The sequence below is a fragment of the Streptomyces roseochromogenus subsp. oscitans DS 12.976 genome (genome assembly GCF_000497445.1).
Taxonomy (GTDB): Bacteria; Actinomycetota; Actinomycetes; order Streptomycetales; family Streptomycetaceae; genus Streptomyces; species Streptomyces oscitans.
Window position 1 is genome coordinate 5,491,249 of record NZ_CM002285.1, and the last position, 26,630, is coordinate 5,517,878.

Here is a 26,630-nt window from a genome sequence, read left to right on the forward strand (position 1 = left end):
GTCGTCATCAGTGAGGTTCACGAGGCACCGCCTGCCGCCGCAGCCGCCTCCCGGGTGTGGTCGCAGGCAGCGAGGTGCGCCTTCGCGGCGTTGACAAGCGGCCCGAGGCGAAGGTCGCCGGGCTCGTCGCAGCACACATCGTCGGGCACTGTGTCGTGGACGATGCACCGCCACTTCGGGCTCGGCCCGTCCTCCGAGACGTGCGCGAGGTGCCAGCCGGTGACCATGGCGCGGTTCAGAGGCAGGAAGTCCTGGCAGGCCACCACCATCATCGTGCCGTCCGGGGCGTAGGCGCAGATCGCCAGGCCGCCGCGCGTCTCCACGTACGCGGGCAAGCCTGCCGCGTCGAACGCGGCGACCACGTCGCCGTACACGGCGAGCGCCCGCTCTTCCTCCGGCCCGTAGGCGGAGCGGACTGCGGCCACTTCAGCGGTCGCATCGAACATGACGAATCCCATCTCACTCGGGCGATGCGCACTGGCCTATTTTTCGCAGTGCGCACCGATGTAAAGCTACTTCTGTGCAAGCGTCAGGCGCCTGTCGGAGACCTCGTCCACCCGATCCTCAAGCTGACTCACGATGGAGTTGAGAACCCGGCGAGCCCTCGGCTGGACCTGGGAGGTGGGTCCGCAGCAGATGGAGTCGGCAATCGCGGTGATCTCCAAGGTGTAGCCCGCGGACCTCCCTTACTGTGACTTATTCTACTATCAAGTGTGGGGGTGGCAAGTAGGGCACCCCACTTGCCTTCTGTCGATGAATCGCAGCCTATTTAACGAGATGACTGTACCTCCCGCCTCCGCTCGACGGCCGCCCGGCCCGTACTGCGCATCGCTTCCAACTGCGCTCGCGCCACCTCCGACAGACCGCACTGACCGGGCTTGCGTCGCACCTGCTCCAGCACCCGCTCGTTCGCCGCCCGCTCCCGGGCCTTGAACTCCTCCCTCTGTGCCCGTTCCTGCTGCTCTCGCAGCTGCCGCGGACTCGTACCGCACCCACGGCACGAATGCCCTTGCCCATCCGGATGCGCTGGACACGAACCCCGCTCCACATCTGGTGTCGGCGCAGCTTCGCACGCCCCCGCAGCGTCAGCTGTGGGGGTAGGGGGGTTCTCCTCTGGATATTGGCTCTGGGTACTAACTAGATCGCCCGAGGATCCGCCGTCCGGTGAACCGCCATCCGGAAAACCGACGCCCGAAAACCCGCTGTCGGTCCCGCCGACTGCTCCCTCGGCTTCAGGCACCTCCGGCCCCGAGGCGTCCGCCCCAGGCCCGGCCTGGACGTCGGCCTCCGCAGCAGCCTGCTGCTTTCGCTTGCGCGCCACCCGCCGCCGCTCCAGCGCGCGGTACTCCTTGGCCGCCCACTCCTGTGCTGTGTCGTACACCTCTGTGATCCGCCTCAACGTCCCGTCCTTGAGTCGCTCGGTCACCACCCGGTAGTAGCCGTGATCCTTCAGCTCTCGAAGCGCCGTCTTGACCGCCTCAACGCCCTCCTTCCCGGCTGCCGCGATCGACTCCGCGCGTACCCTCCACGAGTCCGGCTTTGCGACGAGGAACGCGAGGATGCCCCGCGCGCGGAACGACAGCCTCGAGTCCTCGAGGGTGGTCGTCGGCAGCACCGTGAAGCCGGTGCTGAGGTGGCGACGCAGGATGGTCACGGAGAAGGCCTCCAAGGCAGTGCAGAACGAAGAGATGAACAGCGGCAGCGCGGGAGAGAGCCCCGCACTGTGTGCGGGCGGCCACTGGCCGGTCAGACGGGCGTGCGGGCGGGGCTGACCTTGATGGAGCGGGGCGTCTTCTGCCCAGCGGCCTTTCGCATCGGCACGGTCATGCCGGCCCGGCGCAGGATCTCCACCATGGCCTGCGTATCCGGCACCATCGGCACGACCAAGTCGGCATCCTCGAACCGCTCGACCATCGCGACGACGTTCGGCTCCTCCTTGGGGTTACCGCCGCTCCAACCAAGGTGATTTGCCCCGTAGTTTCCCTCGGGTGAGTCGTCGAGCTTCGCGCGGGCCAGCTCCTTCAGCCGCTTGCCCTCCCGGTACAGCTCGTGGCCACGCACGTAGTCCGCAAGGGCCTGGGCGCGATCGGCGTCGTCGTGGATGAGGATCGTCTGCGCAGGCCTTCCCGGAGGCACGTCTGGCCAGCAGGCATCCCGGAAGGGGCAGTTGTCGCAGATCACCGACAGCCCAGGACCGTCGTGATCACGGGGCAGCTCCTCCGGCGTGGCCGCGTCCAGCACGCGATCCACCCACCAGCGAGCCTCGGACGCCAACCACGGGTCGAAGTCGAACTCCTGCACATGCTCATCACCGGTGTCGCGGCACACGAAACGGAACCGCACCCGCTGCACATCCACGGGACCCAGCCGGTGCAGATACCGCTGCCCCGGCACGTCGGCGAACCCGACCGTCCGCAGCAGGTCCGCGTACAGCATGACCTGCCGCATCTCAGCCGCCGTTGGCCCGTACCGCACCACACGATCCCAGACCCTTCCCGACTTCGTCTTCACGTCCTCCACCGTCACCACGTCGGCGGGCTCGACCGGCCGGTGCCGCTTCGGCAGCCGTGCCGCCGTCACCGCATCGAGCTGAACGACATCGACGTGGCCGCGCAGTACCTCGTCGGTGACGGTGCGCTCCACCAGCCACCCGTACTCTCGACGCGCATCTTCCAGCAGGCCCAGGTGGATGTAGGTGCCGAGGATCGCCGCCCGCATATCCGGGCTGTGGGTGCGTTCAGCGCCGTGCAGGATGTATCCGGCCCTGCGCGAACAGATGGTGTCCGAGGCGCCGAGCTGCGTCTGACGGGAGCGCGGGCGGCGGGCAACAGCGGCATGTGCCGCACCCCAGATCGACACCGGGGCCGGCGAGGCAACGACGTGCGTGGTCACAGCGAACTCCAAAAAGGGCATGCCGGGGCCCGGCATACGCGAGGCAGGCCCCGGCATCAGACGGCGAGAGGAAGATCAGGCGGCGGTGAACTCGACATCGAGGCGCGGCTCTTCTGGGACGCCTTCGGCCGCCGCGTCCTGCTCCGCCGCCGCGGCACGCAACCGCGCCGCATCCCCAGTCGGGTCGCTAAGCTGCTCAGAGTTCTTCAGCTCCGCGGCCTGCCGCTCGATCGCCGCCCGCACCACGCGGATCTCCTCACGAGACAGCTCCTCGTCCGCGCTTGCCTCCGTCCACAGCTTCTTCAGCTCATCCAGACCGCCCTTGGACGCGTTCTCGACCTTCGGCAGCCACCGCTGCGCCAGGTCACCGGTGAGCTCAGGAGTAACCCTCGGCTGGGTACGCACCGAGCAGCCCATCAGGCCGAACACCAACTGCTCGATGCTGAAGTCCGGCAGCGCCATCGGCTTGCCGTCCCGCGGTACCTCGAACTTCAGCGACCGAGCCCCGATGACCTGCGGATCCTGGCCGCGCCGCAGACGCACCCATACCGTCGCGTCGTAGGCGAGGGACTTATGCCCCTCCACCCGCCAGTCCTTCGTATTCGGGATCGGGTCACCGTTGCCGTCCACAGCAGCGACCTCCTTGCCCCGGGCGAGCAAGACCACGATGCCCGGCATCGTACGCACCAGGTACATCACGTTCGCCCACCGCTCGTAAGCGTCATTCCACAGATTCATCGTCGGCTTGATCTCGGCATCAGGGTCCTGCCGCAGCTTGCGCTGCCCCTGCGGGGAGCGGCGGGCCCGCTCGTGCGTCCAGTTCACCAACATCCGCCACAACAGCGAGACCGAGTCGACCACCAGAACGACGGGCGGCTCCTTCGCGGCCGCCGCCCGCTTCGCCTCCGCATGCACTGCTTCGATCTGACCGAGGATGTCGCGGTAGGTGCCGTTGTGCTCGATCAACAGGTAATCCGCCCCCGGCACGCTCGCGTACTCGTCCGCTGTGTCCTCGCCGAGTTCCAGCCAGTACGCCTGCCCGGTCGGCTTCGAGCCAGTGAACTGGGCAGCGAGGTAGGAGTTGTGCGTCACGAGGAAGTTCTCGGTCACGTACAGGTGGTCGTCGGCTGCGACCTCGATACAGCGGGCTTCCTTGTGCCCAACGAAGCTCACTTCGGCCACAGTTCGGATCGGTCCTGTGACGAACGTCGGCCGGGTCTGCTGCCACCGCTCAGCCTTGCGTCGGAGCACGAACGGGCAAACACCGCGGGGCAGACGCACCCTCATTCGGTACGACAACAGGCCATCGCGACGGTCTCCGTCCGGCCCGCGGTACCACGTCGGCTTGGTGTGTGTCGAGGCAGTCCCGCCCAGGGACTCGACCAATTCACGGACATCGGACGCGAGGCTAGGGGAGGACGTCGAGTACGTCGCCGCAGCCCTCTCCATGCCACCGTCCGTATCCATCAGGCCGCGCAGCAGTGCCAGGCGTTCATCTGGCGTGGCGCGCAGGTACGGCTCTGGGATGAACTTGTGCTCGCTGCGCCGTCCGTGCAGACCAAGCTCGCGCAGCAGAGTGAGGGTTGCCCCTCCGGTGATGCGGGCGCAGACTCCATCTGCTTCCCGGCGCAACCGGTCCCCCTCCAGGAGAGCGGCCTCAACTGCGTCGTGCAACTCCGGATCGCCGCTTGAGAACAACACCGCGCTCGCGGGGGTCATCCCGCCGTCGCCGAGGAGGAGCCCGAGGAGGTATGGATCCAGCGGAAGGTCCGGGCCGGTTTCATAGTGCACGGGGGCGACCATCGGTAGATGCATCACGTCGCCCCGAGCGAGTCTGTCCCGGATATCCTCCGTCGTGAGGACGCGGCCAGCGTGAGGTATCCGTCGGCCGCTCTTCTGACGGTGCTTGTCGCGGGTTGTCCAGACACGCCACAAGTGATCGTCAGCAACTTCGGTCGAAGCTCCGTCGGACGTGGTTAGGCGGTAGATGGGCAGCATGCCTCGGTCGAGAACCGATGTCACCGTGGTGGCCCGGCCGTCGAAGCCGATGACCTCGCTTCCGACCTGGAGGTCACCCATGGGTGACCAGCCCTGCGGTGTTGCGATCAGCGCATCGAGGGGCTGGGCCTTCCCAGCCTTCTCTTCGCCTTCGATGAGGATCTTCGGCCACGGCACGATGCCAGTCGGCTTCCGGGTGCGCAGACGTGGCGGGGTCATGGTGGACACAGATAATCTCCAGAGTGATTGATGGGTACTGGCCTATTGCTAGACCGTGTGAATCTTCCGCATCTCGAACAGGGAAGACCACTCGGGGTGCAGCTCAAGCAGGCGTCGCACGTAGCGGGACCGGAAGTCGTTGTTGAGTTTCCAGGGTTCGCCCTGCGTGGCGATCCCGTACTGCCAGCGCAGAACCTCGAAGAGCATCCCGATGCCGATGCGCGTGAGGCCGCGCTCGACGCAGTCGGCGGTGAGGGTCTCCAGGTGTCGGAGGATCCAAGGGTTGAGTTCATGAAACGCCTCGAATCGCTCCTGGATGCTCAGCTTGCCCGCCGGGTGGTCCGGCTGGCGGATGACTGCGATGGACAGTTCGAGCTGCACCGGGGTCACCTCTCCTCCTTCTCTTTCGATGTATCGCAACCTATTTTGCAACCACGGTTCTGCCCTGCACCGAACACCCCCTCCTAGCTAAGATTATTCTACTATCTTCATGAGGTGGGGCAACTCCGGGAACACGCAGCACCGGGCAGTGAGCGGCCAGGACACGGGCCACTCCCGGCCGTCCAAGCAGCAAGATCGAATGAAACGACCGCAACCCGAGCGCGGCGCCCAAGCCCGCTCCAGCCTGACGCGCCACTGCGCTGGGCTGGCGGAGTCAGCTCAGCGCCACGCTTCTACAAGTGAGGCGGCGAGGCCAAAGGCTGTCCCGCATATCTGACGCGTGCGTCGGGAGCGAGGTAGGGCCTCGTTGGCTGAACTTTGCCGGACGACGGCAAGGTTCAGCCAAGTCCTAGTGCCGGAACATGCCGTTCACATCGGGCAAACGGGTCAGTACGGTGGTCGGGCAGCTTTCGATGAGCAAAGTCGATCCGCCGATCATGATGACAGTCCGAGGCGTTTACGGGGGAATGATGGGTTACCTAATTGCGGCGCTGGTGGCCGTGGTGGCAATTCTGGCCGTGCCTATGGTCATGCTTGTACGCCGAGAACGACGGAGGATGCCGCCCAATCCTGAGGTGCATCGGATCGAAGCGGCGGCTACCCGAGGGTTTCACGGTGCACGCCGCCAGGCTCATGCCTATCAGTATTTCGCCGATGTCAACGGTGTCAGCGCCTTGCGGGACCGTGACTCCCGGTCATACTGATCAGTCAACGGCAGCAAGCCTCGGCCGGCAGCTGTTCTGTGAGGTATGCGTCAGTCGGTGATGGCGACATTGTGCAGTCGGGCGATGCCGAGCATGGCCTGGTGAACGCCGTTGCCTTTGAGGCGACAGTCCCGCAGGATCTGACTCGAAAATGGCCGCACGAGGGCAGGGCTGATTGCCCCGGCAGTGCGGCTGGGGTACGGGAAATCAAGCGGGTGCGAGGCCGGAGGTGTCGACCCCGAGGGCGCTCAGCTCGGCGATGAGCCGTTGCTGCCGTCGCTTGACCTGGTGCGGATGCTGTTGCCAGTGGCTGGGTCCGAGGTCCTGGTAGTCGGTGTCGTTGGTGAGCATGTGCCAGGTGGCGATGACGATCTTGTGCATGACCGCGACGAGTGCGCGTTTCTTGCCCATGCGTCTGATCAGCCGTCGGTAGTGAGCGTTGAGGTAGGTGCCCTTGGTGCGTGCCGCGGCGGCTGCCGCATCGCCGAGGGCGCCCTTCAGCCAGATGTTGCCGTGCGTGGTGGCGCCTGAGTAACTTCGGCCCGCGGACTGGTTGTTTCCAGGAGCCACGCCACTCCAGCTTGCCAGAGCGGCCGCGGTGGAGAAGCGTGTCATGTCGGCGCCCGTCTCGGCGATCATTACCTGTGCGAGGCGGGTTGAGACGCCGGGGATGGTGACCAGGAGGTCGTGCTGCCGGCGCAAGGGCGCGGTCTCGGCATCGATGCGTTGATCGAACGCGGCGATCTGCGCGTCGACGGAATCGATGTGAGCCAGGGCCTGGGACGTCAAGAAGGCGTGGTGGTCTTCGAAGCGGCCGGTCAGGGCCTCGCGGAGGTCGGTGATCTTGGAGCGGGCCTTCCCGACGGCCAGATCGGCCAGCACCACCGGGTCACGCTCACCGGCGATGAGTGCTTCGATCATGGCGCGGGAAGACATACTCAGCGTCTTGGTCAGCACGAGCGAGGTCTTGATGCCCGCGTCTTCGAGCACCTTCTCCAGCCGGTTCAGAGCGCGGGAACGCTCTCGGACTAGGCTGGTGCGTTGCCGGGTGAGGTCACGGAGTCGACGAATGCGCGGTGGTGGCACGAAGGACGGGGAGACCAGCCCGTGCTGAGCCACCTGGGCGATCCAACGGGCGTCGGAGACGTCGGTCTTACGGCCTGGCACCCGCTTGATGTCGCGGGCGTTGACCAGCCAGACCTCGAACCGTTCCTCGAGCAGGTAGAACACTGGTTTCCAGTAGTCCGCTGTTGCCTCCATCACCACCAGCTGAACGTCCTGCTCGGCCAGCCAGTCCGACAACAACAGCAACGACCTGGTCATCGTGGAGAAGGTGCGGACCTCATCCCGGTAGCGTCGTGAACCCTGGGAGATCGGCCCCCGGACGCAGGCCTTCACATCACCCTTGGAAACGTCGAGTCCAGCGACTCTCTCGACCAGCACATCCATAAAGCCACCCCCTCGGAGGCCGTCATCGCCAAACGACCCCGGCCTGGTGAGGGCACAGCCAACTTAGGAATCTGACTCACGTGCTCAGAGGCAACAGTCCAGGGCGCCTGCCCCAGCCCTCGCGCCAAGCTTCCACACGGACTCAACCGCACCAAGATCCTTCGACGTCACCCAAGCCGAGGCCGCCGTCAGAATTTTCCCCAGTCAAGGACGCCGCAAAGCGGCCCGGACAGCTTCCAGTTCTTCAGGCGGGACAGTGCGTGTTCCACTCTGGCTCTGGCCCGGCGATGGGCGGTGTTCTCCACCTCCTTTCGCGGGCTGAGACGTGTCTGACCACGCCGTTTGCGGTGAGGGATGAGCAGGGCGGTGCCCTGGTAGCCGCCGTCGGCGATGACCGGGACTCCGAGGCAGGCCCGGTCGACGCCGGACTCGGTGAACGCCCGGCAATCGTTGCGGCTGCCGGGCAAGGGGATCCCGATCGCCACGACCAGGCGGCTGTTGGCGTCGATGACGACCTGCAGGTTGGTCGAGTACCGGTAGTTCTTGCTGGACGCAGCGATGCTGCGGTCCCGGGTAGCTACCAGGGTGCCATCGACGATGTAGACGGTGTCCTTGCGTGGTCGGCGGGCCGGGGAGATGGCCAGCAGGGGTGCGAGGGGATCGAGGATGCGGTCGGCTGCGGACTTCGAGACTCCGAACAGCGGTGCCACCTGGCGCAATGTGAGGTTCGTGCGCCAGTACGTCGCTACCAACAGGACTCTGTCCGCAAGTGGCAGTCGCCAGGGACGGCCGCGCTGAACGTCGCCACCGCGACGACGCACCAGGGCTACCAGCGTGGCAAACTGCACCTCGGTCAGCCCGGAGAACGGCTCAATCCACTTCGGATCATCCGCTGAAATCACCGCACCCATGCCCAACCATCGCACCAACAGCCACACGGGTTACGAGACAACCTCTGGTGTCAGTCCTTCTTCGCGCCGTAATTGCCGCGTGCCGCTATCGACGACCCCGGGCCGTCGTACCGGCCTTCACGGAGAGCCTCAACGACCATCTCCTGCAACTGCCACGTGCCCTTACGGCTGTGCTTCAGGGTCTCCGACGCCGCGTCGAGCACCGTCGAGAGCATCCACAAAGGAGACCCCGACAGGCAGTAGTCCTCGGCGGGCAGCATCTCGCCGCCCCGTCGACGAGCCGATGCTGCAACCTGCTGAGTCACCCCGAAGAGCGCACCGTACTCCTGAAGACCCACGAGAGGCGGCAGCTCGCCCTTCGACTTCGGACGGGACGTAGCGCCCTGTTCCTTCTCCAGTTCGGTGAGCAAGGTCTCGTCCAACTGCCGGCCGCGACTGCCGGGGGGCAGCGCGAAGTCCACCGCCAGGCCACCGGGCCAGAACGGCTTGCCGGAAACGATCGCGGCGTCCTCGTAGGAGACCAGGCCCCGAGGCACCCACAAGTCGCTGACGGCCGTCTGCGCCACGTTGTAGATCCTCGCGAACTCCTTGCGGCCCACGATCAGTGGCTTCGCCACGACGGCCTTCCCTTCTGCTGTGCCGACTGAGCGATAGCAGAATACTTCCAGTAAGCGCAAGATCCCCACCCGCTGAGCAGCCCGGCAGCCACGAGCGCCATGAAGACGATCGTGGCCTTGCCGGCTGACCAGACCGCCAGCGGCTCATTGAACCGGGCGCTGTCACGTGCAGTGCGGGCTGGGCCGAACGTCTCCCAGCTCCGCCCACGCCCACGGCGAACCCCCCGCTGCCTGTTGAGCACAGGACATAGCCGCCGCTTCCTTCCGAAGCCCCGCAGCAGGGTTTCTCCTTATGCGCGCATGTGCTCCTCTGCGCCGGATCCTGGCGGTGGGTCGGCGACTTCGGTGGGACAGTATCTGCTCAGTCTGTTCCGCTCTGTGAGGGGTCGTCATGGGTTCGTTGCGTCGCGCCACGCCGCTGGTGGTGCTGTCCTGTCTGGTGCTGGCAGGGTGTTTGCCCTCCGGGTCCCATTCCGGTGGGGACGCTGCCGGGAAGAACGGCGCATCGGCTGCCGGGCCCTCGGGTACGGCGGGTTCGTCGGGGAAGCTTCCCGTGGGCGCTGGCCCGCAGAAGACCTACACGGTGCAACAGCAGCCCCCGGCGGGCAGCTGCCACTACCGGTTCACCAAAGATGGGGAGCCGCTGCCGGATCCGAAGTGCACGCCGGGCGCGACCTCGCCGGCGGTCACACAGGCGAACCTGGCGCAGACGATCTGCCGGAAGGGCGGCTACACCAAGGGGATCCGACCGCCGGCTTCGATCACGGGCCAGGAGAAGAAGCTGAACGCGGCGTCCTACGGCTACAAGGGGAGCCCCGCGGATGCTGAATATGATCACGATATTTCGCTTCAGCTGGGCGGCGACCCGAACGACTCCCGCAATCTCTGGGTTCAGCCGCCGGACCCGGGCCACAAGCCGGGCGGCGGGATCAACAACAAGAAGGACCCGGTGGAGACGAAGCTGCACACCGCAGTCTGCTCCGGCAAGGTCACGCTCACGGCGGCGCAGAACGCGATCGCCACGGACTGGACGACGGCGCTGCAGTCGCTGGGCCTTGGGTGACGGGTAGCCGCACCCGGACGCGCCTGAACCCGTCCTCGGTGGTAGAGGCCGGGTTCAGGATGTCGGCTGGCTTGCCGACGAGCGTTCTCAGTCGCAGGTGTTAAGCATCGTTCCGAGCATCTTCTTCTCCGGTGCCGTGATGCTCAGCCCATACACGTACTTGATGTCGGTCCAGGCACGCCCGTAGGTGCACCAGTAATCCTTGTTCGGCGGTGCCCACTGGTCCGGGGACTGGTCGCCTTTGGATCGGTTGGAGCTGGCGGAGACGGCGATCAGCTGCGAGTGCGTCAGATCGTTGGCAAAAGCCTTGCGTTTGTCCGTAGTCCAGAGATCCGCGCCGGACTTCCAGGCGTTGGAGATCGGGACGAGGTGGTCAACGTCGACCTTGGAGGCGGCGTCGAGCGTCTTGCTGTCGTAGGGGCTGTACCAGGTGCCGGCGACAGCCCGGCACAGCGAGTCCTGCGTCACGCCCTTTCCATCGCGCGCCAAGACGACTTCGCGGGTGTCACACTGCCCGTAAACCTTGGCCCAGTGTGGGAACTTCGCCCGCGAGTAACCGGGCGTCTGGTGCGGTTCTTCGACCTTGAGTTCGCCAAGCTCCTTGAGGGCGACATCGGCGCCCGGCGGCTCAGGCAGGTCGCGCCGCAGGGCCAGCGCACTGTAATAGGGCAAGGGGGCTGCGGAGGCAGGAGTGGTGACGGCCGGGAGGAGTCCGGCCAGGCACACCAGTACGAGGGTGGCGGCGCGGCGCCACGCAGTGGAGATGATCACGCGTATCAAGTACCAGCAGCGGCAACTGCAGTGCGGGCAACGTGCTCCGAACGCGGCGTGCCGTTCAGCACCACGGATGTTGAAGCAGTGGACACTCGTAGGCCATGAGAGGCGACATGAGCGAGCGGGCTCGGGAGCGGCTGGTCGACGACGTGGAGGCTGGTCCTGGCGGTGCCATGACCGATGATGTCGGCGTCATCACGGGTCAACTGACCGTTGCCACGACCCCGCTCGGCGATGGACAAGCCCAGATCGAGATCCAGTACGCGCAAGCGGACGAGTGGTACACCCTTACCGGCAGTCCCGCTCCCGTCCCGCCCAGTGGGTTGAAGGCTCTCCATCGGGACGTGCTGGAGCGTGTTCGTCGCGGTGATGGCGCCGAGGCCCCACGCTGACCGGGCGTGCGCTGCGCGGGATGCCCGCAGGCCCGGAAGAGCGTGGTCTGCGGCCGGGCGGCCCTCGCGGAGCGCGAGCGACATCGCGACCGGGACAGCGAGGTTCATGGCGATGTCGCCACACCAGCCGAACGCGCCCCTCGCGTGACAGGTGCCCCAGACAGGCGGCTGGCCACCGGCTTCCAGGCAACTGCGGCGCCTGCTCATTGGCATACTGGTGAGGCGTTCAGCCATGGGAGGGTGAAGTGGGGCTACAAGGCTCGTTTTCGTCGGTTGTACGAGTGGAACGTCACCTGTTCGCCTTGGCTGACACCGACCCAGAGAGAGAAGAGACGTTCTCGCAGATCCCGGACAACTCGGCGTTTCTGGCCCACGAAGGCTCCGTGGTGGTTGCGTCCGATCTGGAAGACCAGAGGGCCAAGGTGAGGGTGGAGCTATGGGACTCGCCGCCCGATGCACCAGCCGAAGAAGAATTCAAAAGTTTGGGAGAGCCGAGCGCCGTCTTCTTTGAGTCCGAGCGAATTCAGCTGATCAGCCTAATGCAAGAACCACAGTCAGACGAGTATGCACTTACCAGTGCTGGCCCCTACCGCGTACGCGTGTGGATGGGATCTCAGCAAGAGAACCCTGCTGAAGAGCTAGACGCGTACCGACTCTTCGAGAGCTTCGTCATCCAGCTGTGGAGATAACGCGGTCGGCGGGGCAGCCGCGAGTCGGCCGCCCCGCCGCAGCGGTGACTAGCTCACGTGAACGTAGAAGGCATCACCGTCCAGGATGCGGTCGTCGTTGTACCAGGCGGAGAGCTGGGACCCCGCTTTCTGGTTGTCCTTGCTCGTCAGAGCTCGCGCGGAGAAGTTGCCGTTGGCGTTGTAGGCCCCTTCCTTTGTAGTGCTGAAGGGGTACTCGTCACAGTCCTTGCCGTCACTGGAGTAGTTCGGCCACTCCGCCTGGCAGGCCGCCCGCGCAGTGTCGCGGTTCCGATCCCGCAGCTTCGTGTCGTAGAAGATCCGGTGCAGAGGCATGGAAGAGAGGCCCCCCGGGATCTTCTTGCCAGCCTTCTTCGGGACGGTGATCTCCGGACGGTTCTGTGCGTCCCAGATGTGCTGCGCTGTCTCCTTGACATCGGCATTGCCGCGGTCGTAGTTCATAGTCGCGCGGATGTCCGTGAAGATGCTGCCCTTCTTGTACTTCAGGTAGGGCGCACTGTCGAACCGGACTGTGATCTCGGGTTCGGGGAGCTGGACGTTGTGGCTTCCGTCCGAGATGAAGAAGGTGGCCGGAACGAAGTTGAAAGTGTGGACTTTGTCCTTGCCGGTGCCGGAGGCTTCGTCTTCGTCGAAGATCAAAATTTCCATGTTGTCACGCTTCCAGCTTGTGAGGCTGGGGTCTTCCTTCGCTGAGCCGACCTCACCTCGGAAGCCGCCCGAGACCTGCGTGACACCGTTATGCTTTTCCCCTTTATGCAGGATGGGGCCGTTCCCGTTGGCCTCGTTCCACCTGTTGATCAAAAAAGTTGTCTTGTCTTTGATGGTGCCGGTGCTCTGGATGTTGTCGAAGTACTGGTCAAAGGCGACAGTTCGCTCGCCCTGAAAGGCGTACCCGACGATCGTCTCCACGTAGGTGAGCGTCCCGACCGGCTCACCAGTGTCGACATCTGTACCGACGACCTGGACGGTGCCCCGGCGGCACAAGGCGAAGTGGTTTTTGACCCAGTTCGGTTGGCCGTTCGTGTTGCCGTGTTTGATGCACTCGCCGTAGGTGACGTCGTCATAGTTAAAGTTTGTGCCCGGAGGCCTCCCCCCGCCGCCGGCTCGGACGCCCGAAGCCCCATCCGAGGCGCCGGGCGGGAGAGAGCCTGACTCGTCCAACGGCGTATAGGTCGCCGTATAGGTGATGTGGTCCGACTTCGGATCGCTGACGCTGAACGCCGTCGCAGGCGACAGCAGCACAGCAACGGCGCTCATGACGACAGGCAAAACCCATCTGGCAGGTCTCACAGATACCCCCTGGAGATGTGGTCTCGACCAACATAGACGGCTCGTGATCTTGGCAGGGTCGATGCCTTCAAGAGTGATCAACCCCACACAGGAGTTCTCTTTGGAACGTCTTCTCGCTGGGCGCTTTACTGGCCATCAGGCGGCAAAATGTCAACCTCCAGCCGCAAAGGTAGACCGGTTCACAGCGAATCGCTGGCTAATTCCCGCCGTGAACCAGAGGCTTAGATGCGGACATCGGCCAGTACGTGCCGCTGAATCCGGAGGAGGAACACCGTGAGAGGCAAACCGTTCGTCCGGCGAGAGGGGAACGGGTTCGCCGTGCGGTTCGTCGGGGCACAGCGTGACCTCGTCGGCGAGGCACTGCTCTCGCTCGCCTACAGGCGGGAGGGCGAATCTGCACTCCAGGTGTGGGCCGGGTGTGGTAGACAGCAACTGGAAGAACTCCACGGCAGGATCCAGAGTGCCGGTGATCGTGAGTATGTGGTTCTCTCAGCCGGGGAACTGCATACTCTGCACGCCGTGCTGACGTCCGTGTACTGCATGTTCGCTTCGGAGGAGGGCTTCCACGAGCAGCTCGGGTTTTACCGCGAGAACCTTTTCGCCCTGGTGGGCGGCCTGATGGTGACAGTAGGCCAGGCTGCCACAACCGAGTAATCGGATCCATCGGTCCGTCAGGCCCCGCCGAAGCTTTCGGCTTCGGCGGGGCCCTGGCGCCGCACAGGACTATTGGATGAGCAGGGCGAAGGACTTCGGATGACGAGCGGTCTGCAAGCAGCCGAACAGGTGATCAACCTCGTGCGGGAGACCCAGGGTAGCCGAGCAGGCCGTACGGCATCTCTTCCTTGCCCGAGTCCCGAGCCATGTCTTTCAGGCTGGGCACGCGTTCCAGGCGCGGTACGGTCACCAGGTTCTGGAACAGGGTGTTGAGCTCGCTGACCTCGGGGATGGCCGATTCCAGGTAGAAGGTCGCCCGGGCCGGGTTGATGCCGGCCGCTAGGGAGTCCAGGACCATGTCCAGGGCGTTGGTGGAGACCTTGGCGATGTCCTCCCGGGTGTTCTTGGTGGTGAGCATGTGCAGGTCGGCGATGATCAGGAACGTGTCTCGTACTTGTGCTGGAGCTGCGCCCGGTTGGCGATGCTGCCCACCTAGTGGCCGAGGTGCAGCCTTCCGGTGGGTCGGTCTCCAGTGAGCATGCGATGGTCGGTCATGGAACTGAGGGCCCTTCAAAGGTCTTGTGGAACAACGACAGCCGGTGCGATGAGGTGCCATTCTCGCCGGTCGTATCCTGCCGAAGCGCCCCGATTAAGACGCCGTTTCATTTGGTGAGTCGGCGGTGGCAGATGAGGGCTGCTGATATACCGACGAAGGCGAGGAAGTGTTCCGACTTTCGCTCGTAGCGGCGGTGCAGGCGTCGGCAGCCGGCCAGCCAGGACACGGTCCTCTCGACCACCCAGCGGTGACGGCCGAGCCGCGTGGACGACTCGATGCCCTTGCGGGCGATACGGTGCCGGATGCCTCGTTCACGGAGCCATTTCCGCAGGTGGTCGTAGTCATAGCCCTTGTCTGCGTGGAGCTTGGAGGGGCGTCGGCGGCGGGGCCCGCGGCGGGAACGGATGGGCGGGATCCCACGCACGAGCGGCTTCAGACCGAGACTGTCGTGCATGTTGGCGCCGGAGATCCCCAGTGACAGGGGCAGTCCGCTCCGGTCCGTGATGAGGTGAATCTTCGATCCCAACTTGCCACGGTCGGTCGGATTCGGTCCGGTCAGTGGCCCCCTTTTGCGGCCCGGACACTGACCGAGTCGATCGCGCACCGTGACCAGTCCAACTCGCCACGGCTGCCGAGTTCGTCCAGGATGACGCGGTGGAGCCTGGCCCAGACCCTGTCCCGGCTCCACTGGGCAAATCGCCGGTAGACCGTGGGCCAGGCCGGTCCGAACACCGGCGGCAACTGCCGCCAGGTACAGCCCGAGGTGGCCACGAAGATGATCGCGGCAAGCGTTTCGCGATCACCCGCCCGACGTCGGCCCCCGCCCTGCGGACGCCTCACCTCCGTCGGCGGCACCACCCGCCGGAACAACACCCATAACTCGTCCGGCACCAGCCGCTCAACCAGATCCGTAATGCACGATTCAACGAACGATCACACCAAAAGAAACGGTGTCTGAGCTTGACTCTGTCGGGGATCTTGTAGTTTCCCGGCGCGGCGGCGTGATCAGCGGGCATGCTCGGACTGTTCCGAAGACCGATGCAGTTGTCGAGGTGCTCGTTGTCCCTGCGCCCCCGTCCCGGTGAGCAAGTCCCGCCTCTGACTGCGCAGATCACGCGGGCGAGCAACCCGGGCGGTACGACGGCGATATGGGTACGTGACCGCCTCGACGGACTGTGGAACGACGAGGACTTCGCCGACTGGTACCCGCGCGACGGTCGTCCGGGCCTCTCACCTGCTCAATTGGCCACGGTCTGCGTGCTGCAGTTCCTACTCGGCCTCTCGGATCGGCAGGCTGCCGAGGCGGTGCGCTGCCGCATCGACTTTAAATACGCCCTCGCGCTGGAGCTCGATGACCCCGGTTTCCACCACAGCGTGCTCTCCGACTTTCGCGAGCGTCTCGCCGAGGGCGACCGTGCCGACCGGCTCCTGGACCTCGCGCTGGTCCGGCTCAAGGACGCCGGGCTCGTGCGTGAACGCACCACACAGCGCACCGATTCCACGCACGTCCTGGCCGCGGTGCGTGACCTGACCCGCCTGGAGCTGGTCACCGAGGCGGTTCGCGCCGCTCTCGAAGAGGTCGCCGGCATCTCCCCGCACCTGCTGGACGAGCTGGTCGATGAGGACTGGGGGCTGCGCTACGGTCGGCCGGTCCGCCTGGGGAAGAACCCCACCAAGCCCATGACCAGGATTCTTGCCACCGGAAGCGACGCCGTCCGGCTCCTGGATCACCTCCACCGGCGCGGAGTGAATCTCATGTCCGGTCCTCGTGTCCAGGCTCTGCGGCAGATCATGGTGCAGAACTACCACCGTGATGCTGCTGGGCACCTGCGCTGGCGCACCGCCGAGAAGGAAGGCGGGGCGGGTCTGCCGCCGTCGTCGAGGGCGATCGTCTCGCCCTACGACACCTCGGCCCGCTACGCACGGCACGGGCACATCATCAGCTGGAAGGGGTTCACCGCTCACCTGACCGAGACCTGCGCTCCCGAGGGCCCCAACGTGATCACGGATGTCGCCACCACCGCGGCTACCACACACGACAGCCAGGTCCTGCCCGGCATCCACACCCGCCTGTCCCGTCGCGGACTGCTGCCCGCCGAGCACCTGGTCGACGCCGGCTACACCTCCCTGCCCCACCTGGAACACGCCGCCCGTGAACATCAGGTCACCGTCTCCGGGCCGCTGAAGAGCAACCCCACCCGCCAGCACCGCCGAGGCGAGGGCTTCGCCCGGGACGACTTCCACATCAACTTCGATCGTCAGCAGGTCACCTGTCCCCAGGGACAGGCCAGCCAGGGCTGGCACGGCCCCTACCCGACCTCCTCGCCCACCGCGGCCCCGCTGATCGTGGCCCGGTTCACCAAGAGCCAGTGCCAGCCCTGCCCGGCTCGCGCTCAATGCACCACCTCCCGCGAAAGCCACCGCACCGTGGGCTTTCCCCCACGAGAGCTCCGCGACATGCAACTCCGCGTCCGCGCCGAGCAACAGACGCCAGAGTGGAAGGCCCGCTACGCGGTCCGCTCCGGGGTGGAGGGCACGGTCAACGAGTTCGCCCACGGACACGGCATGCGACGCTGCCGTTACCGAGGACAGGGAAAGGCCCACGTCCAGCACGTCCTGACCGCCATCGCCGTCAACATCGAGCGCCTCAGCGGACTGCCACCAGCCGTGGAAGCACCCACGCCCCGCCAGCCTACTGCCTTCCAGAACTACCTCGACCAACGCGAGATTCCTCGACTGAAGTCCTGGCGCACCCTGGGTAGTTGACCTCGACGACTACAAGATCCCCGACAGAGTCAAGCTAAGGCGACGGGTCGTCGCCGTCATCGGGCTGCGTGGTCGGCTCCGGCAGGTCGAGCACAGCATGGCCGCGGAGGTCAATGGCCTGGCGCTGGAGGCGGATGTGTAATGGTGACGTCGGGCGCGAGCCGGAGGGCTCCGGGGCAGGGACCGATCTCGCATCATCCGAACCGTCTATGGCGGGCCGTCTGCCCGCCGGGTGGGGAATAGAGTGGCATTCCGCCGAGTGGTGTAACCCGGCAGGTTTCGCGGCGTCGCACGTCGCTAGAATGATCCGTTCCGGCAGCACTTGGCGCCCGGAGTGCATATTCCATTGGGCGGCTCTCGCCTGGACTACCGCTGATACCGAGCCTCAGCCTTGGCCCGGAACTTCTCGAACTTCTCCGGCCGGTACCGCTGATGCCACAACACATTTAGCGCCGCCAAGCCGCTCAGCAGCACGACGCCGAGTGCCCAACCGATCACCACTGGCCAACTGCGATGCTGGGCAATGTTCGTGATTGCCGCAAAAGCAGCAAAGCCGACCACAACGAGAACCTGCCGTATCCACCATCTTCGAGACATGCCCCGCACTCTAAACGCCACTCGGGCTGTCAGCGATCAAGGAGACTCAACCGTGACCCAGGACCGCCTTGCGGGATTTGAGGCGGACCGGGCTACACCACTCAGTGGGACACCATCGGGGGGCGACCACGGCGAGCCGGAGCACCAGACTGGCGTGCTGGAGGATGCTCGATCTACCGCTCTCTGTTGAATGTTGCATCCTGTGCCCATTTCGACAGCAGAACCCGGCAACGATGAGGCGAACACAAAGGGTCAGCGAACTCAAGCAGCTTGGTGCTCCAGTCTCGCGGACGCGTGCACGATGACCCCGGGCTTAGCAGACGCAGGAGCTCTGTTGCCAGAGCAACTTGTCGTACGGCGGTCTCCCCTCCAGAGCGCGCGCGAGAGTCCCATACTTGCGGACGCCTCCGCGACGGCGGGCACCACCAACTCGAACCATGTCGTCTTCCCCCGGGACAGGGCTGGCTCCCCCACGCTGTCGCCAACGCGTCCACGAGGAGCAAACCGCGCCCGCTCTCATCCCTGAGCTCGGCACAGGACGGGCTCACCAACGTGGTCTCGACATCGGTGACTTCCACGCGCAGCCTCTCGCCGGTCCAGCGCACGCACACCACACACGAGGCCTGCGTGTGCGTGATCGAGTTCGTCACCACTTCCGTCGTCAGCAACTTCAGGTCGTCAAACAAGGGAGAATCCAAGGGAAACCCGAGCTCTCGAGCGCGGTGCGCAACGCTGCTTCGTGCGACGGGTACCGCTTCCTCCAGCGGCGGGACGGTGAACGCGTAGGGCGATTCTTCGAGCCGGCGCGACATGGCTAGACCTCTCGACGGTCAGGGGCTACGGCGTAAACGCGATCTCCGGTAGGTGAACGGATCGCAGGCCGACTTCACCTGGCAGCCCCGCAGAGGAACCAGTACATCTGTCCCGGCAGCGGCGGATGACCACCATGGACCATGCGTCGCCCTAGTCCCTATCGCTGCGGTGATATCACGGCCGAGACTGAACTTCTTGTCTACTCGCTGAAGAGTGTCTGGCGCTCCATCACCAGACTACGGGTGTCGGCCTGTTACGCGACTACGCTGCTGCCGGCCTTCCACCAGACCCGATGGCATGTGGGTTCGAAGTTGGAGGAGGCTCGTTGAATCTTCGCCATCTTCGAACATGCAGGTCGGAGACTCTGGCGTGGCGCTCGCTCGGGGTACTCATGCTGATCACGGGCGGGAGTCGGCGATCTTGATCATCCGTCATGTCATCGGTCGAGACAGTTACATTTGGGTCATTGAACCCAACCCAGCCAGCCGGGTTGTTAATTTCAAGCAACCGCTCGCGGCGGCACGGCCCGAAGGGCACATCAGCCCCCAGCGTCATCTCCCGGTGCGGTACGCTCTCGCGGCCCACGGCCAGCGACGGCGTCCGCGAGGGTCGCAGCCAGGTCCCCGTTGTATGTAGTGTGCGGAAATGACAAGAAGCGAGCGGCTCGCGGAGCAGTTGGACTGGCACTGGCGCAAGAACCTGCGGCCACGGCTGGACGGTCTTACCGACGACGAGTACCTCTGGGAGCCGGTGCGCGGCTGCTGGAGCATCCGCCCACGTGGCACGTCGGCCGCACCGATGTCGGCAGGTTCGGGGGAATGGACGATGGACTCCGCGTCCCCTGCCCCGGTGCCGGCGCCGGTGACCACCATTGCCTGGCGGCTGGCGCACATCATCGTCTCGTGCCTGGGCTATCGGGTCGGATGGCACTTCGGCGGCCAAGACGTCGACTCCCAGACATTCGCCTACGCGGGGACCGCTGACGAGGCACTAAAACAGCTCGATGAGATGTATGGGAGATGGAACGCGGGGGTCCGCGAGCTCTCGGACGCTGACCTGGAGAATCCGCCCACGGTGGGTCCCGAGCGGTTTCCCCTGGAGGGCATCGTCCTGCACGTCAACAGGGAGCTGATCCATCACGGCGCCGAGATTTCCCTGCTGCGCGACCTCTACCGCTGGCAGGACTGAGCCGTACCGCACCGAATATGACTTTTCGGTAACCGGCGATCGAGCTTCGGTAGCTTACGTGGACTCCATGACGCTCCGTGACTGCTGCCGCCGAGAGGCCTCACGATCTTTAATCGCCCTTCTACCTGCTTGTTCGAAGATGGCGAAGCTTCAGTGATCGGCTACATCGCGGCAAGGGACACGATCCACACCCCTGTACTGATCGTCGTGACCTCCGTTGGGCTGCGACTGAGGTTCTCCAACGAACCCAAGACCTGGCTGCCGTTCGACCACGCTCTCACGGGGTCAGGCTGGGGCGCCCCGAATTCGTGCCCTCGTGCAGCGCGTGTGTCCCGCTGCTGCTCGCCGATCCGCCCGCTCCTTGGCTCGGCGTCGCGATCGAGCACTTTCGGCGCACCGTGGAGTAGCGGTCAACATCGGCACGGGGCCCGAGCTTTGCGGACATCCTCACCATCACCAGATCAGTAGCCCGGTTAAAAGGCTCAGTTGAGACTCAGTCACCTCCGGTGCTGTTCTTCAGATAGTTGTTGATCTCTGTCAGGCGCTGCCACGCTGCTGGGTCGGTGCCGTCGCCGATCGTGTAGTGGACGGCGGGGCGGCGGGCCGGGCCGAGTTGGAGAGGTGCGGCACTGGGCAGGGCGCTGCTGGCGTGGTCGAGTCCCAGTTCTGCGACGGCGTCGGGGCCGAGCGTGAGGGAGAGCGGAATCGGCGGCGGTTCGTGGTGTGCGGGCACGGTCAGGTCGGCTCTCGCTGCTCGTAGCTGGGTGACCATGGTGGCCAGGCGGTGTTCGGTCGCGAGCGACTCGGCCAGCTCGGGCAGCGAGCTCGTCGGTGGGTCCTCGCCTACGGTGTAGCCGAGGGCGAGGGTGATGTGCTCTTCGACGCCGGCGGGGGTGTGGAGCATGCGCATGGTGGCGATCGCTGCGTGGTCGGGGGCGCCGACGGCGATCAGCCAGGTGGGCTGGGACTGGCGGGCGCGCGTTCTGGCCAGGTCGGTCAGCTGCCTTGGCGACCAGGGCACGTTGACCGGCTCGGCGGTGGACCAACCGGTGGGTGGTGCCCCAGTGAGGACCTGCCAGGTGTGTTCCAGCGCGCCGCCGAGGACGAGGCGCTCGTCCGCGGGATGGATGGTGCGGAAGGACAGCAACAGCTGCTGTTCGCCACTGGGGTTGGGCGGTGGTCGGAAGGCGTCTGCGATCTGAGGGGCGTTGTCGCCGGCGGGGGTGAAGTGTCCGTCGTGCCAGTGCAGTACGGCTCCGGTGAGGCCGTCGTAGTAGCCAGCTTCGGGATCGCGTACGACCCAGCGTGCGGGCATGCCGTCCAGCACGGTTCGGGCGGGCAAGGTGAGCCGGGAGCCGGGTGGGGTGATGATGTGCAGGTCGCGTCCGGTTTGCAGGGTCGTGCGTACGACATCGGTCAGCCACGTCGTGGCAGCAACGAACGGGCGGTCCTGAATGACGACCGCAGCCTTGTCCGTGAACACGTCGACGCCCGAGGGGTCGGCGGCTGTCGTACCGGACGGGGGGATGGTCACGACGCTGGTGTGAGCGGCCTCTCGCGGCCAGGTGGTGCCGCCGAGCACGGTCGCCAGTCGGCCGGCGACAGATCCGGCCAGGCGTCCGGCCTCTGCGATCCCGGTGGTCGCCCTTGTCTCCGTCCACCACACCGGTCCGTCTGTCCGGGCGGCCGGTCCGAGCAGTCGCTCCGTCTCACCCGGCACCTGGAGGTATCGGGGGGCCTCGACCGACACCAGGACCTGCCCCTCGTCCGTGCACAGTTGCGCGACGGCTCCGCCACTGGCCGAACTCACGCGCAGGTTGGGGCCGCCGGCGTGCAGAGCGGCCAGGAGGGTTTTGACGTCCGGCATTTGTGGGGTGAGGGCGATGGCATCGCGGGTCATGAGCTGCTTTCTGAGGCACTGGAAACGCATGGCTTGTCCGAGTCGAAGCGTCAGCCACAGGGGGAGGCGGGCAGTGTCACACGGCGGTGTCCAATCGGCTCACGTCTCGAACTCGTTGAGCCAGCTGCCCGTCAACAGGTGCTTGGGCAGATACTCCGATTCGACCTCGATCGGGAAACCCGCGTCACGGGCGAGGCAGGCGACGGCCAGGGGGCCGAGAGCGACGAGCCCGGAGCTGCTGCCGCTGCGTTCCTCGTTCTCGCTCCAGTACTCCTTGTGCCAGTGCAGGGCATCGGACAGCGCCTCGTTGAACTCCTCGTGCTGTCGGGCGACATATCGATGGAAGAGGTTGATCGGCGGATACAGCACCTGTAGCAGGAGTTCCTGGTCGGGCACGCGCAGGGAGTCCGGAGCTGTACCGTCCATCGCTGCGGTCAGCAGCTCACCGAGGTCGCCGCCCTGCCGCCACGCCACCTGCAGGGCTTCGACCCAGGCGTAGACGTAGTCGTCGAACACCGCACCCGAGGCTCGCAACAGGGACAGGGACACGTGGATGAGCTGGGTCATACGTTCCTGTTCGCGGCAGATGACCGCGAGCCAGAACGCGGTGAGCCAGTTCCCCGCGTCGGTGTAGTGCTGTGGACCGGTGGCCTGGATGGTGCGCAGCTTGTCGGCAATCCGGCACGGCACCGTCTCCCCGGTGGCGGTGGCCGCGATGAACAGGGCCGAACCCACCTGCATGGCCGCGACCCACGCCTCCCAGGTCGGCAGCTGAGCGGCCCTGGGATCGGCGGCACAGTGGGTGTGCGCCGCGAGCAGCGACGTACCCAGCGCCATGTTGAAACCGTCCGGGGACCGCTCAAGGCCGTCGATCCTCCGACAGGCGCTCCTGTCGAGCTTCTCCGCACGGTTTTCGGCGCCCTCGACAGGGAATACGTGCCGCGGTACGTAAACCGCCACCTCTATGTCCCGTTGCCGATGCTGAAGCTAACTAGGATTTGGTCCGGCTCCTTCAGCCGTCCTGCAGATTTCTGGGCCGTGCTCATTCCTCGTCGGCCTGTGATGACAGGTTCAAGGTGAGTTCTGCGCTGGCCAGCATCCGCACAATTTCGATCGGGCGGTTGGCGAATTCCTTCGCCACGACATCGATGGGGTCGACCCGACGAGTCTGCCCGTCGAGTCCGACTACCTCGATGACATAGCGGAACCCGGCGGCCCCCGCGGGATCGTCCACAACGGTCCAGTGCGCTCCATATTTCTGGATGAGGAAGTCTGCGACGTAGGACGCAAGGTCCAAGTGTAGAGTGATCCAGTCGGATTCCTCGAATTCGCTCAGAGGGGCGCGGGACACGTAATCATCCAAGGCCGGAATGACACTCATGGGGTCGCTGGTATACATTTCGGGCGGCACCCCGAGCATATCCGCAACTTCAATGGCGTTCCGGCGCCTCTCCTCACTCCAGCCTTGGAGGTCGGGTTCATTTGCGTTTACCACGCTGTGTTCCTTTCGTGGGATTCAGAGCTACTTGGGGGCCGGGCCGTACTCGATGAAGATGATACGAGCCTGTATGAGGTAGTCCCTCAGCGCCTGTGACGGAGGCGCATGCAGGAAGAGCCAGCGTGGATCGAATCTGGGGTTCAGGCGTCTTAGTGTCAGGTCCTTGTTGATTTGCTCAATGATGCCCTCATTCAGGGGAACTTCGCCCCTCACCGGGCGGGTGCTGCCATCCTTAAGTTTAATCGTTCTCCATCCAAGATAATGCTTTACCTCCACAGCCAGAGTACGGCCGCCCGGCATATCCACCGGGACATCCACATTGCGGCCACCAGGCGCCTCCACAGGGTAGTAAGGGTGGTCGTGGGTGGGTACGCGATAGTGCCGCTCCGGTGCACCGCCCGCAACCTTGCGAACGTAGTCCTCAGCGCCCTTGTACCGTTCCCGACTGTGGCGCATGCTCCGCATCTCACGCAGAGTTCTGTCAGCGGTACCCGGCGGGAGCGCACGGCGCGTGTAATCGGGTTCGCCGTCGGAGCCGCCGTGATGGTGCGCTTCGGACGAGTGGCTGCCCACATCGGCGGATGAATCATGCGTCTCCTGCGCATCCGCGGCATCGTGGTCGGCCGAGCCATGATCGGGTTCGGAACCGTGAGAGCCGTGCCCAGTCCCCGGGAAGCCGTGCCCGCCATTTCCGCCACCGGCTCCAGACCGTCCCAACGATTCTGTAGCGGCAGACCCGCTAGATGAGCCTTCGCGTGATGCCGAGTGACCGCTGGAGTGTCCGCGTGTCTGCTCCGATGGCTGCCCACTTGTATGGGCGGAGCCGGCGGCATGCTCCGCCCGGGCCCCGGTCCCGACCAACTCGTGCGATCGGTTCGAGTGGGCGGAAGCATCCGTTGCGCCGCGTGATGAATCTGAGGGCAAGTGGCTCTGCGACGCCCCGCCATGGCCACGGTCGGCAGCGGCAGGCTCGTGCGGGGCCTCAGCAAGGTTTGGCGTGCCGTCGGCGTTGACAGGGATGAGCTGGCCATCCTTGCCCACCCGGTAGCGATCATTGAGGTCGAGTATCGCCTCCGGGAACTTCGCCGAAGGTAGCCGAAGACGGTCGCTGACGTTGGCCAGCACCTCCGAAACCTTCGGCAGATCAGAGACGGCTCTCGCCGCCCTCGCGGCGCCGGAGATCGGGTCCAGGACGTTACCGACCTTGGCCACAGTGCTGGCGGTCTCCGCCAACCTGCCCGCCTTGCTGAGTTTGCCGAGCTTGCCGAGTACCCCGCCGGCACCCCCGATCACGGTGAGGAGGTTGAAGGTGGTGACGGCGTGGGCGCGGGCCGGGTCCTCGTCCCACATGTCGTAGGCGATGAACTGCTTGCCGAACTCCTTGGCGTACGCCTCGCTGCCGCGCTGCCAGTCCGAGAGGTGATCGCCCTGGCCGAGGGCGTCCATGCCGTAGGCGTACGCGCCGACGAAGGTCCGCCTGAGACCGTCCCACGTCTGGTGCTGTGCTTCGGAGCCGTTGATGCCCAGGATGTTGTCCTCGAAGACGCCCAGGCCGACGAACCCGCCCCAGATGCTGTCCTTGACGATGCCGTCCCAGGCCCAGCTCTTGATGCCGTGGCCCCACCAGTCCAGGCTCCAGCGTTCGTAGGTGCGCCCTTCCGGGCTGCCCCACGGCAGGTCCTTCGCGTTCTTGAGCATGGAGGCGCTCACGCCGTACATGTGGGCCCCGTGGCTGCCGTCGTCCACGACCCACGCGGGCCGGCACACCGCCGAGCCGATCGCGTCGATCTTGGTGGCGGCGTTGCGTTCGGCTTCCTGGAAGCCTTCGACCGCCGCCGCGACGCCGTCCATCAGCGCCTGGTGCTTGTCGACCTTGTCCTGGTCCTGGGTCCAGTCGTCGTTGCCCTGGACGCTGTTGACGAAGGCGATGGCGTCCAGGGCCAGCTGTTTCAGCTTGTCGGCGTGCGGCTTGGCCTCGAAAGCGAAGGTGTCCAGGGCATTGGCGAGGGACTCGATGTCAGCGGCCAAGTCGTCGGCCGTGTCCATCACCGGCTGCGTGGAGGACAGAAGCTGCTCGGCCTCCGGGGCCTTGTAGTACGCGGCTGTGGCCTGGAAGCGGGAATGCACGTTCTGCCCCGCGTCACGGATGCCGACAGCGCGCTTGCGCAGATCGGAGACAGCCTTGTCCAGTTTGGTGAAGTCACCTGTGTACTGCGGTATACCGCCCGGATCGATCACGCCGGCTACTTCCCCCCCCGTTGTGGTCCGCCGGCTGCTCCACGGCATGCAGCTCAGCCGGGGTGGGTGCCTTCGACGCCTCCCGCTGAGCCCGCGCGGCCATAGTCAGGTCACCCTCTACGTACTCGGTGGTGGCCTTGACCGTCCCGTCCATGGTCTTCTTGATGCGGGCCGCGATGAACGTGATCTGGCCCTCGGTGTTGGACACGAAGTTCGCCACTGCCGCACTCACCGGCCCCTCGGGGGCCGTCCCGCAGTACGGACCGCTGATCGTGCCCGCGGACCAGGCCGCTTCCTGCACACTCGTCCCGTAGCCCTTGACGTCCTTTCCCAGATCATCGGCGGCAAGACCCACCAACGACAGAATGGACTCCACCCCGCTGGGAGTGATGTCCCAGCCCGTCATGCCAACCCCCACGTTCTACCCCGGCTGTACGCTTCTTCGGCTAGGGCCAGCATCACACACGACACTGACAACAGGATCTTCATCTCAGGCCGCCGGTTCTAGCGATGACGCACTTCAAGCCAAAGGCGTCCGAACTGCCCGCCCAGCACGGTCACCAAACCGGCTCCACGTCCATCACCGCCTGCTCCTGCACGGTGAGCGCCATGGCCCCGAGGGTGGTGGTGGCGCCGTCCGAAAACGAACTACGGCGTGCACGGCAAGGCCTCCTCCGGACGGCGTCGATCACCTCACCGTCGGGAGGAGGCCGGGGGCTTCTCAGACAACCCCAGCGTCTCGGTTCAGAGCCGCGTCGACAGAGGCGGTTCCTGGCGAAGGGCCTTGGCGGTCTTGCGGTCTTCCACACGCTGGACGGCCTCGCCGGTGCCGAGGACCGCGGCGACCAGGGCGAGGATGAGTCCGGTCGGCAGGTCCTGAATGTAGTAGGCGATCAGTGACAGTGCTGCGGCGGCGATCGCGTACAGGCGAGTGCTGTGGGCGTAAATGAAGTCGATCAAAGT

Annotated in this window: 26 protein-coding genes and 2 pseudogenes; 7 read left to right on the forward strand and 21 right to left on the reverse strand. The window is 65.5% G+C overall.

The window, feature by feature from the left end:
- Nucleotides 1-17: 17 nt before the first annotated feature.
- From M878_RS73495 to M878_RS73510, 5 genes are all read right to left on the reverse strand, one after another.
- The gene (locus tag M878_RS73495; RefSeq protein ID WP_158692743.1) at nt 18-446 is read right to left on the reverse strand and encodes a hypothetical protein; all 429 of its coding nucleotides are present in this window, start codon (nt 444-446) and stop codon (nt 18-20) included.
- Nucleotides 447-769: 323 nt separating this feature from the next.
- Nucleotides 770-1,654, reverse strand: coding sequence for a hypothetical protein (locus M878_RS92370; RefSeq protein ID WP_023549665.1), 885 nt, complete (start codon nt 1,652-1,654; stop codon nt 770-772).
- Between the two features lie 92 nt (nt 1,655-1,746).
- The gene (locus tag M878_RS73505) at nt 1,747-2,892 is read right to left on the reverse strand and encodes a PD-(D/E)XK nuclease family protein (protein WP_031225599.1); all 1,146 of its coding nucleotides are present in this window, start codon (nt 2,890-2,892) and stop codon (nt 1,747-1,749) included.
- Nucleotides 2,893-2,967: 75 nt separating this feature from the next.
- Nucleotides 2,968-5,109, reverse strand: coding sequence for an LAGLIDADG family homing endonuclease (locus tag M878_RS92375; protein WP_245238409.1), 2,142 nt, complete (start codon nt 5,107-5,109; stop codon nt 2,968-2,970).
- 48 nt (nt 5,110-5,157) lie between these two features.
- Nucleotides 5,158-5,499 (reverse strand): hypothetical protein, encoded by a 342-nt coding sequence (locus M878_RS73510; RefSeq protein WP_023549668.1) that lies wholly within the window; start codon nt 5,497-5,499, stop codon nt 5,158-5,160.
- 413 nt (nt 5,500-5,912) lie between these two features.
- Here M878_RS73510 and M878_RS97665 point away from each other — a divergent pair, with 413 nt between their 5' ends.
- Nucleotides 5,913-6,254 carry a hypothetical protein gene (locus M878_RS97665; protein ID WP_158692744.1) on the forward strand — a complete coding sequence of 114 codons (342 nt, stop codon included), beginning with the start codon at nt 5,913-5,915 and terminating at the stop codon, nt 6,252-6,254.
- Nucleotides 6,255-6,304: 50 nt separating this feature from the next.
- On the opposite strand, the pseudogene M878_RS96615 reads toward M878_RS97665, so the two are convergent.
- The 4 genes and pseudogenes from M878_RS96615 to M878_RS73520 form a co-directional block, all read right to left on the reverse strand.
- A pseudogene (locus M878_RS96615) lies at nt 6,305-6,397 on the reverse strand (IS5/IS1182 family transposase); the annotation flags it as partial.
- A 64-nt stretch (nt 6,398-6,461) separates the two neighbouring features.
- Nucleotides 6,462-7,703, reverse strand: coding sequence for an IS110 family RNA-guided transposase (locus M878_RS73515; RefSeq protein ID WP_023549669.1), 1,242 nt, complete (start codon nt 7,701-7,703; stop codon nt 6,462-6,464).
- A gap of 230 nt (nt 7,704-7,933) precedes the next feature.
- Nucleotides 7,934-8,614 (reverse strand): annotated as a pseudogene (locus tag M878_RS48665) (IS5/IS1182 family transposase); the annotation flags it as partial.
- A gap of 50 nt (nt 8,615-8,664) precedes the next feature.
- Nucleotides 8,665-9,231 (reverse strand): hypothetical protein, encoded by a 567-nt coding sequence (locus M878_RS73520; RefSeq protein WP_023549671.1) that lies wholly within the window; start codon nt 9,229-9,231, stop codon nt 8,665-8,667.
- A 391-nt stretch (nt 9,232-9,622) separates the two neighbouring features.
- Between M878_RS73520 and M878_RS48670 the strand changes: the two genes are divergently transcribed.
- Nucleotides 9,623-10,294, forward strand: coding sequence for a hypothetical protein (locus M878_RS48670; protein ID WP_031225603.1), 672 nt, complete (start codon nt 9,623-9,625; stop codon nt 10,292-10,294).
- Nucleotides 10,295-10,381: 87 nt separating this feature from the next.
- Here M878_RS48670 and M878_RS73525 read toward each other — a convergent pair whose 3' ends face one another.
- Nucleotides 10,382-11,062: an HNH endonuclease family protein gene (locus tag M878_RS73525; RefSeq protein WP_106962864.1), complete on the reverse strand. Its 681-nt coding sequence runs from the start codon at nt 11,060-11,062 to the stop codon at nt 10,382-10,384.
- A gap of 119 nt (nt 11,063-11,181) precedes the next feature.
- On the opposite strand from M878_RS73525, the gene M878_RS73530 reads away from it, so the two are divergent.
- Nucleotides 11,182-11,460: a hypothetical protein gene (locus M878_RS73530; RefSeq protein WP_023549674.1), complete on the forward strand. Its 279-nt coding sequence runs from the start codon at nt 11,182-11,184 to the stop codon at nt 11,458-11,460.
- A gap of 302 nt (nt 11,461-11,762) precedes the next feature.
- A complete protein-coding gene (locus M878_RS73535) occupies nt 11,763-12,149 on the forward strand; it encodes a hypothetical protein (RefSeq protein ID WP_158692745.1) in 387 nt (128 codons plus the stop codon).
- A gap of 48 nt (nt 12,150-12,197) precedes the next feature.
- On the opposite strand, the gene M878_RS92380 is transcribed toward M878_RS73535, so the two are convergent.
- Nucleotides 12,198-13,424 (reverse strand): NucA/NucB deoxyribonuclease domain-containing protein, encoded by a 1,227-nt coding sequence (locus tag M878_RS92380; RefSeq protein ID WP_078630358.1) that lies wholly within the window; start codon nt 13,422-13,424, stop codon nt 12,198-12,200.
- A 306-nt stretch (nt 13,425-13,730) separates the two neighbouring features.
- On the opposite strand from M878_RS92380, the gene M878_RS73540 reads away from it, so the two are divergent.
- A complete protein-coding gene (locus M878_RS73540) occupies nt 13,731-14,111 on the forward strand; it encodes a hypothetical protein (RefSeq protein WP_158692746.1) in 381 nt (126 codons plus the stop codon).
- A 133-nt stretch (nt 14,112-14,244) separates the two neighbouring features.
- Here the strand turns inward: M878_RS73540 and M878_RS000000101910 are convergent, their stop codons facing one another.
- On the reverse strand, nt 14,245-14,727 hold the full coding sequence (locus M878_RS000000101910; RefSeq protein ID WP_425347905.1) for a hypothetical protein: 483 nt from the start codon (nt 14,725-14,727) through the stop codon (nt 14,245-14,247).
- A 46-nt stretch (nt 14,728-14,773) separates the two neighbouring features.
- Nucleotides 14,774-15,573, reverse strand: a protein-coding gene (locus tag M878_RS73550; protein WP_245238410.1) for an IS5 family transposase whose coding sequence is annotated in 2 segments (ribosomal slippage) — nt 14,774-15,232 and nt 15,235-15,573 — 798 coding nt in all. Because the reading frame shifts where the segments join, the coding sequence is not laid out codon by codon here.
- Between the two features lie 153 nt (nt 15,574-15,726).
- Between M878_RS73550 and M878_RS73560 the strand changes: the two genes are divergently transcribed.
- Nucleotides 15,727-17,433, forward strand: a complete 1,707-nt coding sequence (locus M878_RS73560; RefSeq protein ID WP_245238185.1) for an IS1182 family transposase — start codon at nt 15,727-15,729, stop codon at nt 17,431-17,433.
- Between the two features lie 366 nt (nt 17,434-17,799).
- Here the strand turns inward: M878_RS73560 and M878_RS97670 are convergent, their stop codons facing one another.
- Both M878_RS97670 and M878_RS000000101915 read right to left on the reverse strand, forming a co-directional pair.
- Nucleotides 17,800-18,030: a tumor necrosis factor receptor family protein gene (locus tag M878_RS97670; RefSeq protein WP_158692747.1), complete on the reverse strand. Its 231-nt coding sequence runs from the start codon at nt 18,028-18,030 to the stop codon at nt 17,800-17,802.
- 173 nt (nt 18,031-18,203) lie between these two features.
- The gene (locus tag M878_RS000000101915; protein ID WP_106962749.1) at nt 18,204-18,842 is read right to left on the reverse strand and encodes an ATP-binding protein; all 639 of its coding nucleotides are present in this window, start codon (nt 18,840-18,842) and stop codon (nt 18,204-18,206) included.
- A gap of 646 nt (nt 18,843-19,488) precedes the next feature.
- On the opposite strand from M878_RS000000101915, the gene M878_RS73565 reads away from it, so the two are divergent.
- Nucleotides 19,489-20,031 (forward strand): DinB family protein, encoded by a 543-nt coding sequence (locus tag M878_RS73565; protein ID WP_023549683.1) that lies wholly within the window; start codon nt 19,489-19,491, stop codon nt 20,029-20,031.
- Between the two features lie 493 nt (nt 20,032-20,524).
- Here the strand turns inward: M878_RS73565 and M878_RS73570 are convergent, their stop codons facing one another.
- The 6 genes from M878_RS73570 to M878_RS73590 all read right to left on the reverse strand — a co-directional run bounded on the left by M878_RS73570 (nt 20,525) and on the right by M878_RS73590 (nt 26,627).
- Nucleotides 20,525-21,931, reverse strand: a complete 1,407-nt coding sequence (locus tag M878_RS73570; protein WP_031225609.1) for a DUF6177 family protein — start codon at nt 21,929-21,931, stop codon at nt 20,525-20,527.
- Between the two features lie 99 nt (nt 21,932-22,030).
- The gene (locus tag M878_RS73575) at nt 22,031-22,768 is read right to left on the reverse strand and encodes an immunity 49 family protein (protein ID WP_023549685.1); all 738 of its coding nucleotides are present in this window, start codon (nt 22,766-22,768) and stop codon (nt 22,031-22,033) included.
- A 205-nt stretch (nt 22,769-22,973) separates the two neighbouring features.
- Complete coding sequence (locus M878_RS73580; protein WP_031225611.1) at nt 22,974-23,426, reverse strand: hypothetical protein; 453 nt, start codon at nt 23,424-23,426, stop codon at nt 22,974-22,976.
- A 27-nt stretch (nt 23,427-23,453) separates the two neighbouring features.
- Entirely contained in the window at nt 23,454-25,667 is a 2,214-nt protein-coding gene (locus M878_RS48680) for a hypothetical protein (RefSeq protein ID WP_023549687.1), read from the reverse strand.
- Nucleotides 25,630-26,073, reverse strand: a complete 444-nt coding sequence (locus tag M878_RS73585) for a DUF6507 family protein (protein WP_023549688.1) — start codon at nt 26,071-26,073, stop codon at nt 25,630-25,632. Before M878_RS73585 ends, M878_RS48680 begins: the two co-directional genes overlap by 38 nt.
- Before the next feature lie 338 nt (nt 26,074-26,411).
- Nucleotides 26,412-26,627, reverse strand: coding sequence for a hypothetical protein (locus M878_RS73590; RefSeq protein ID WP_023549690.1), 216 nt, complete (start codon nt 26,625-26,627; stop codon nt 26,412-26,414).
- Nucleotides 26,628-26,630: the final 3 nt, after the last annotated feature.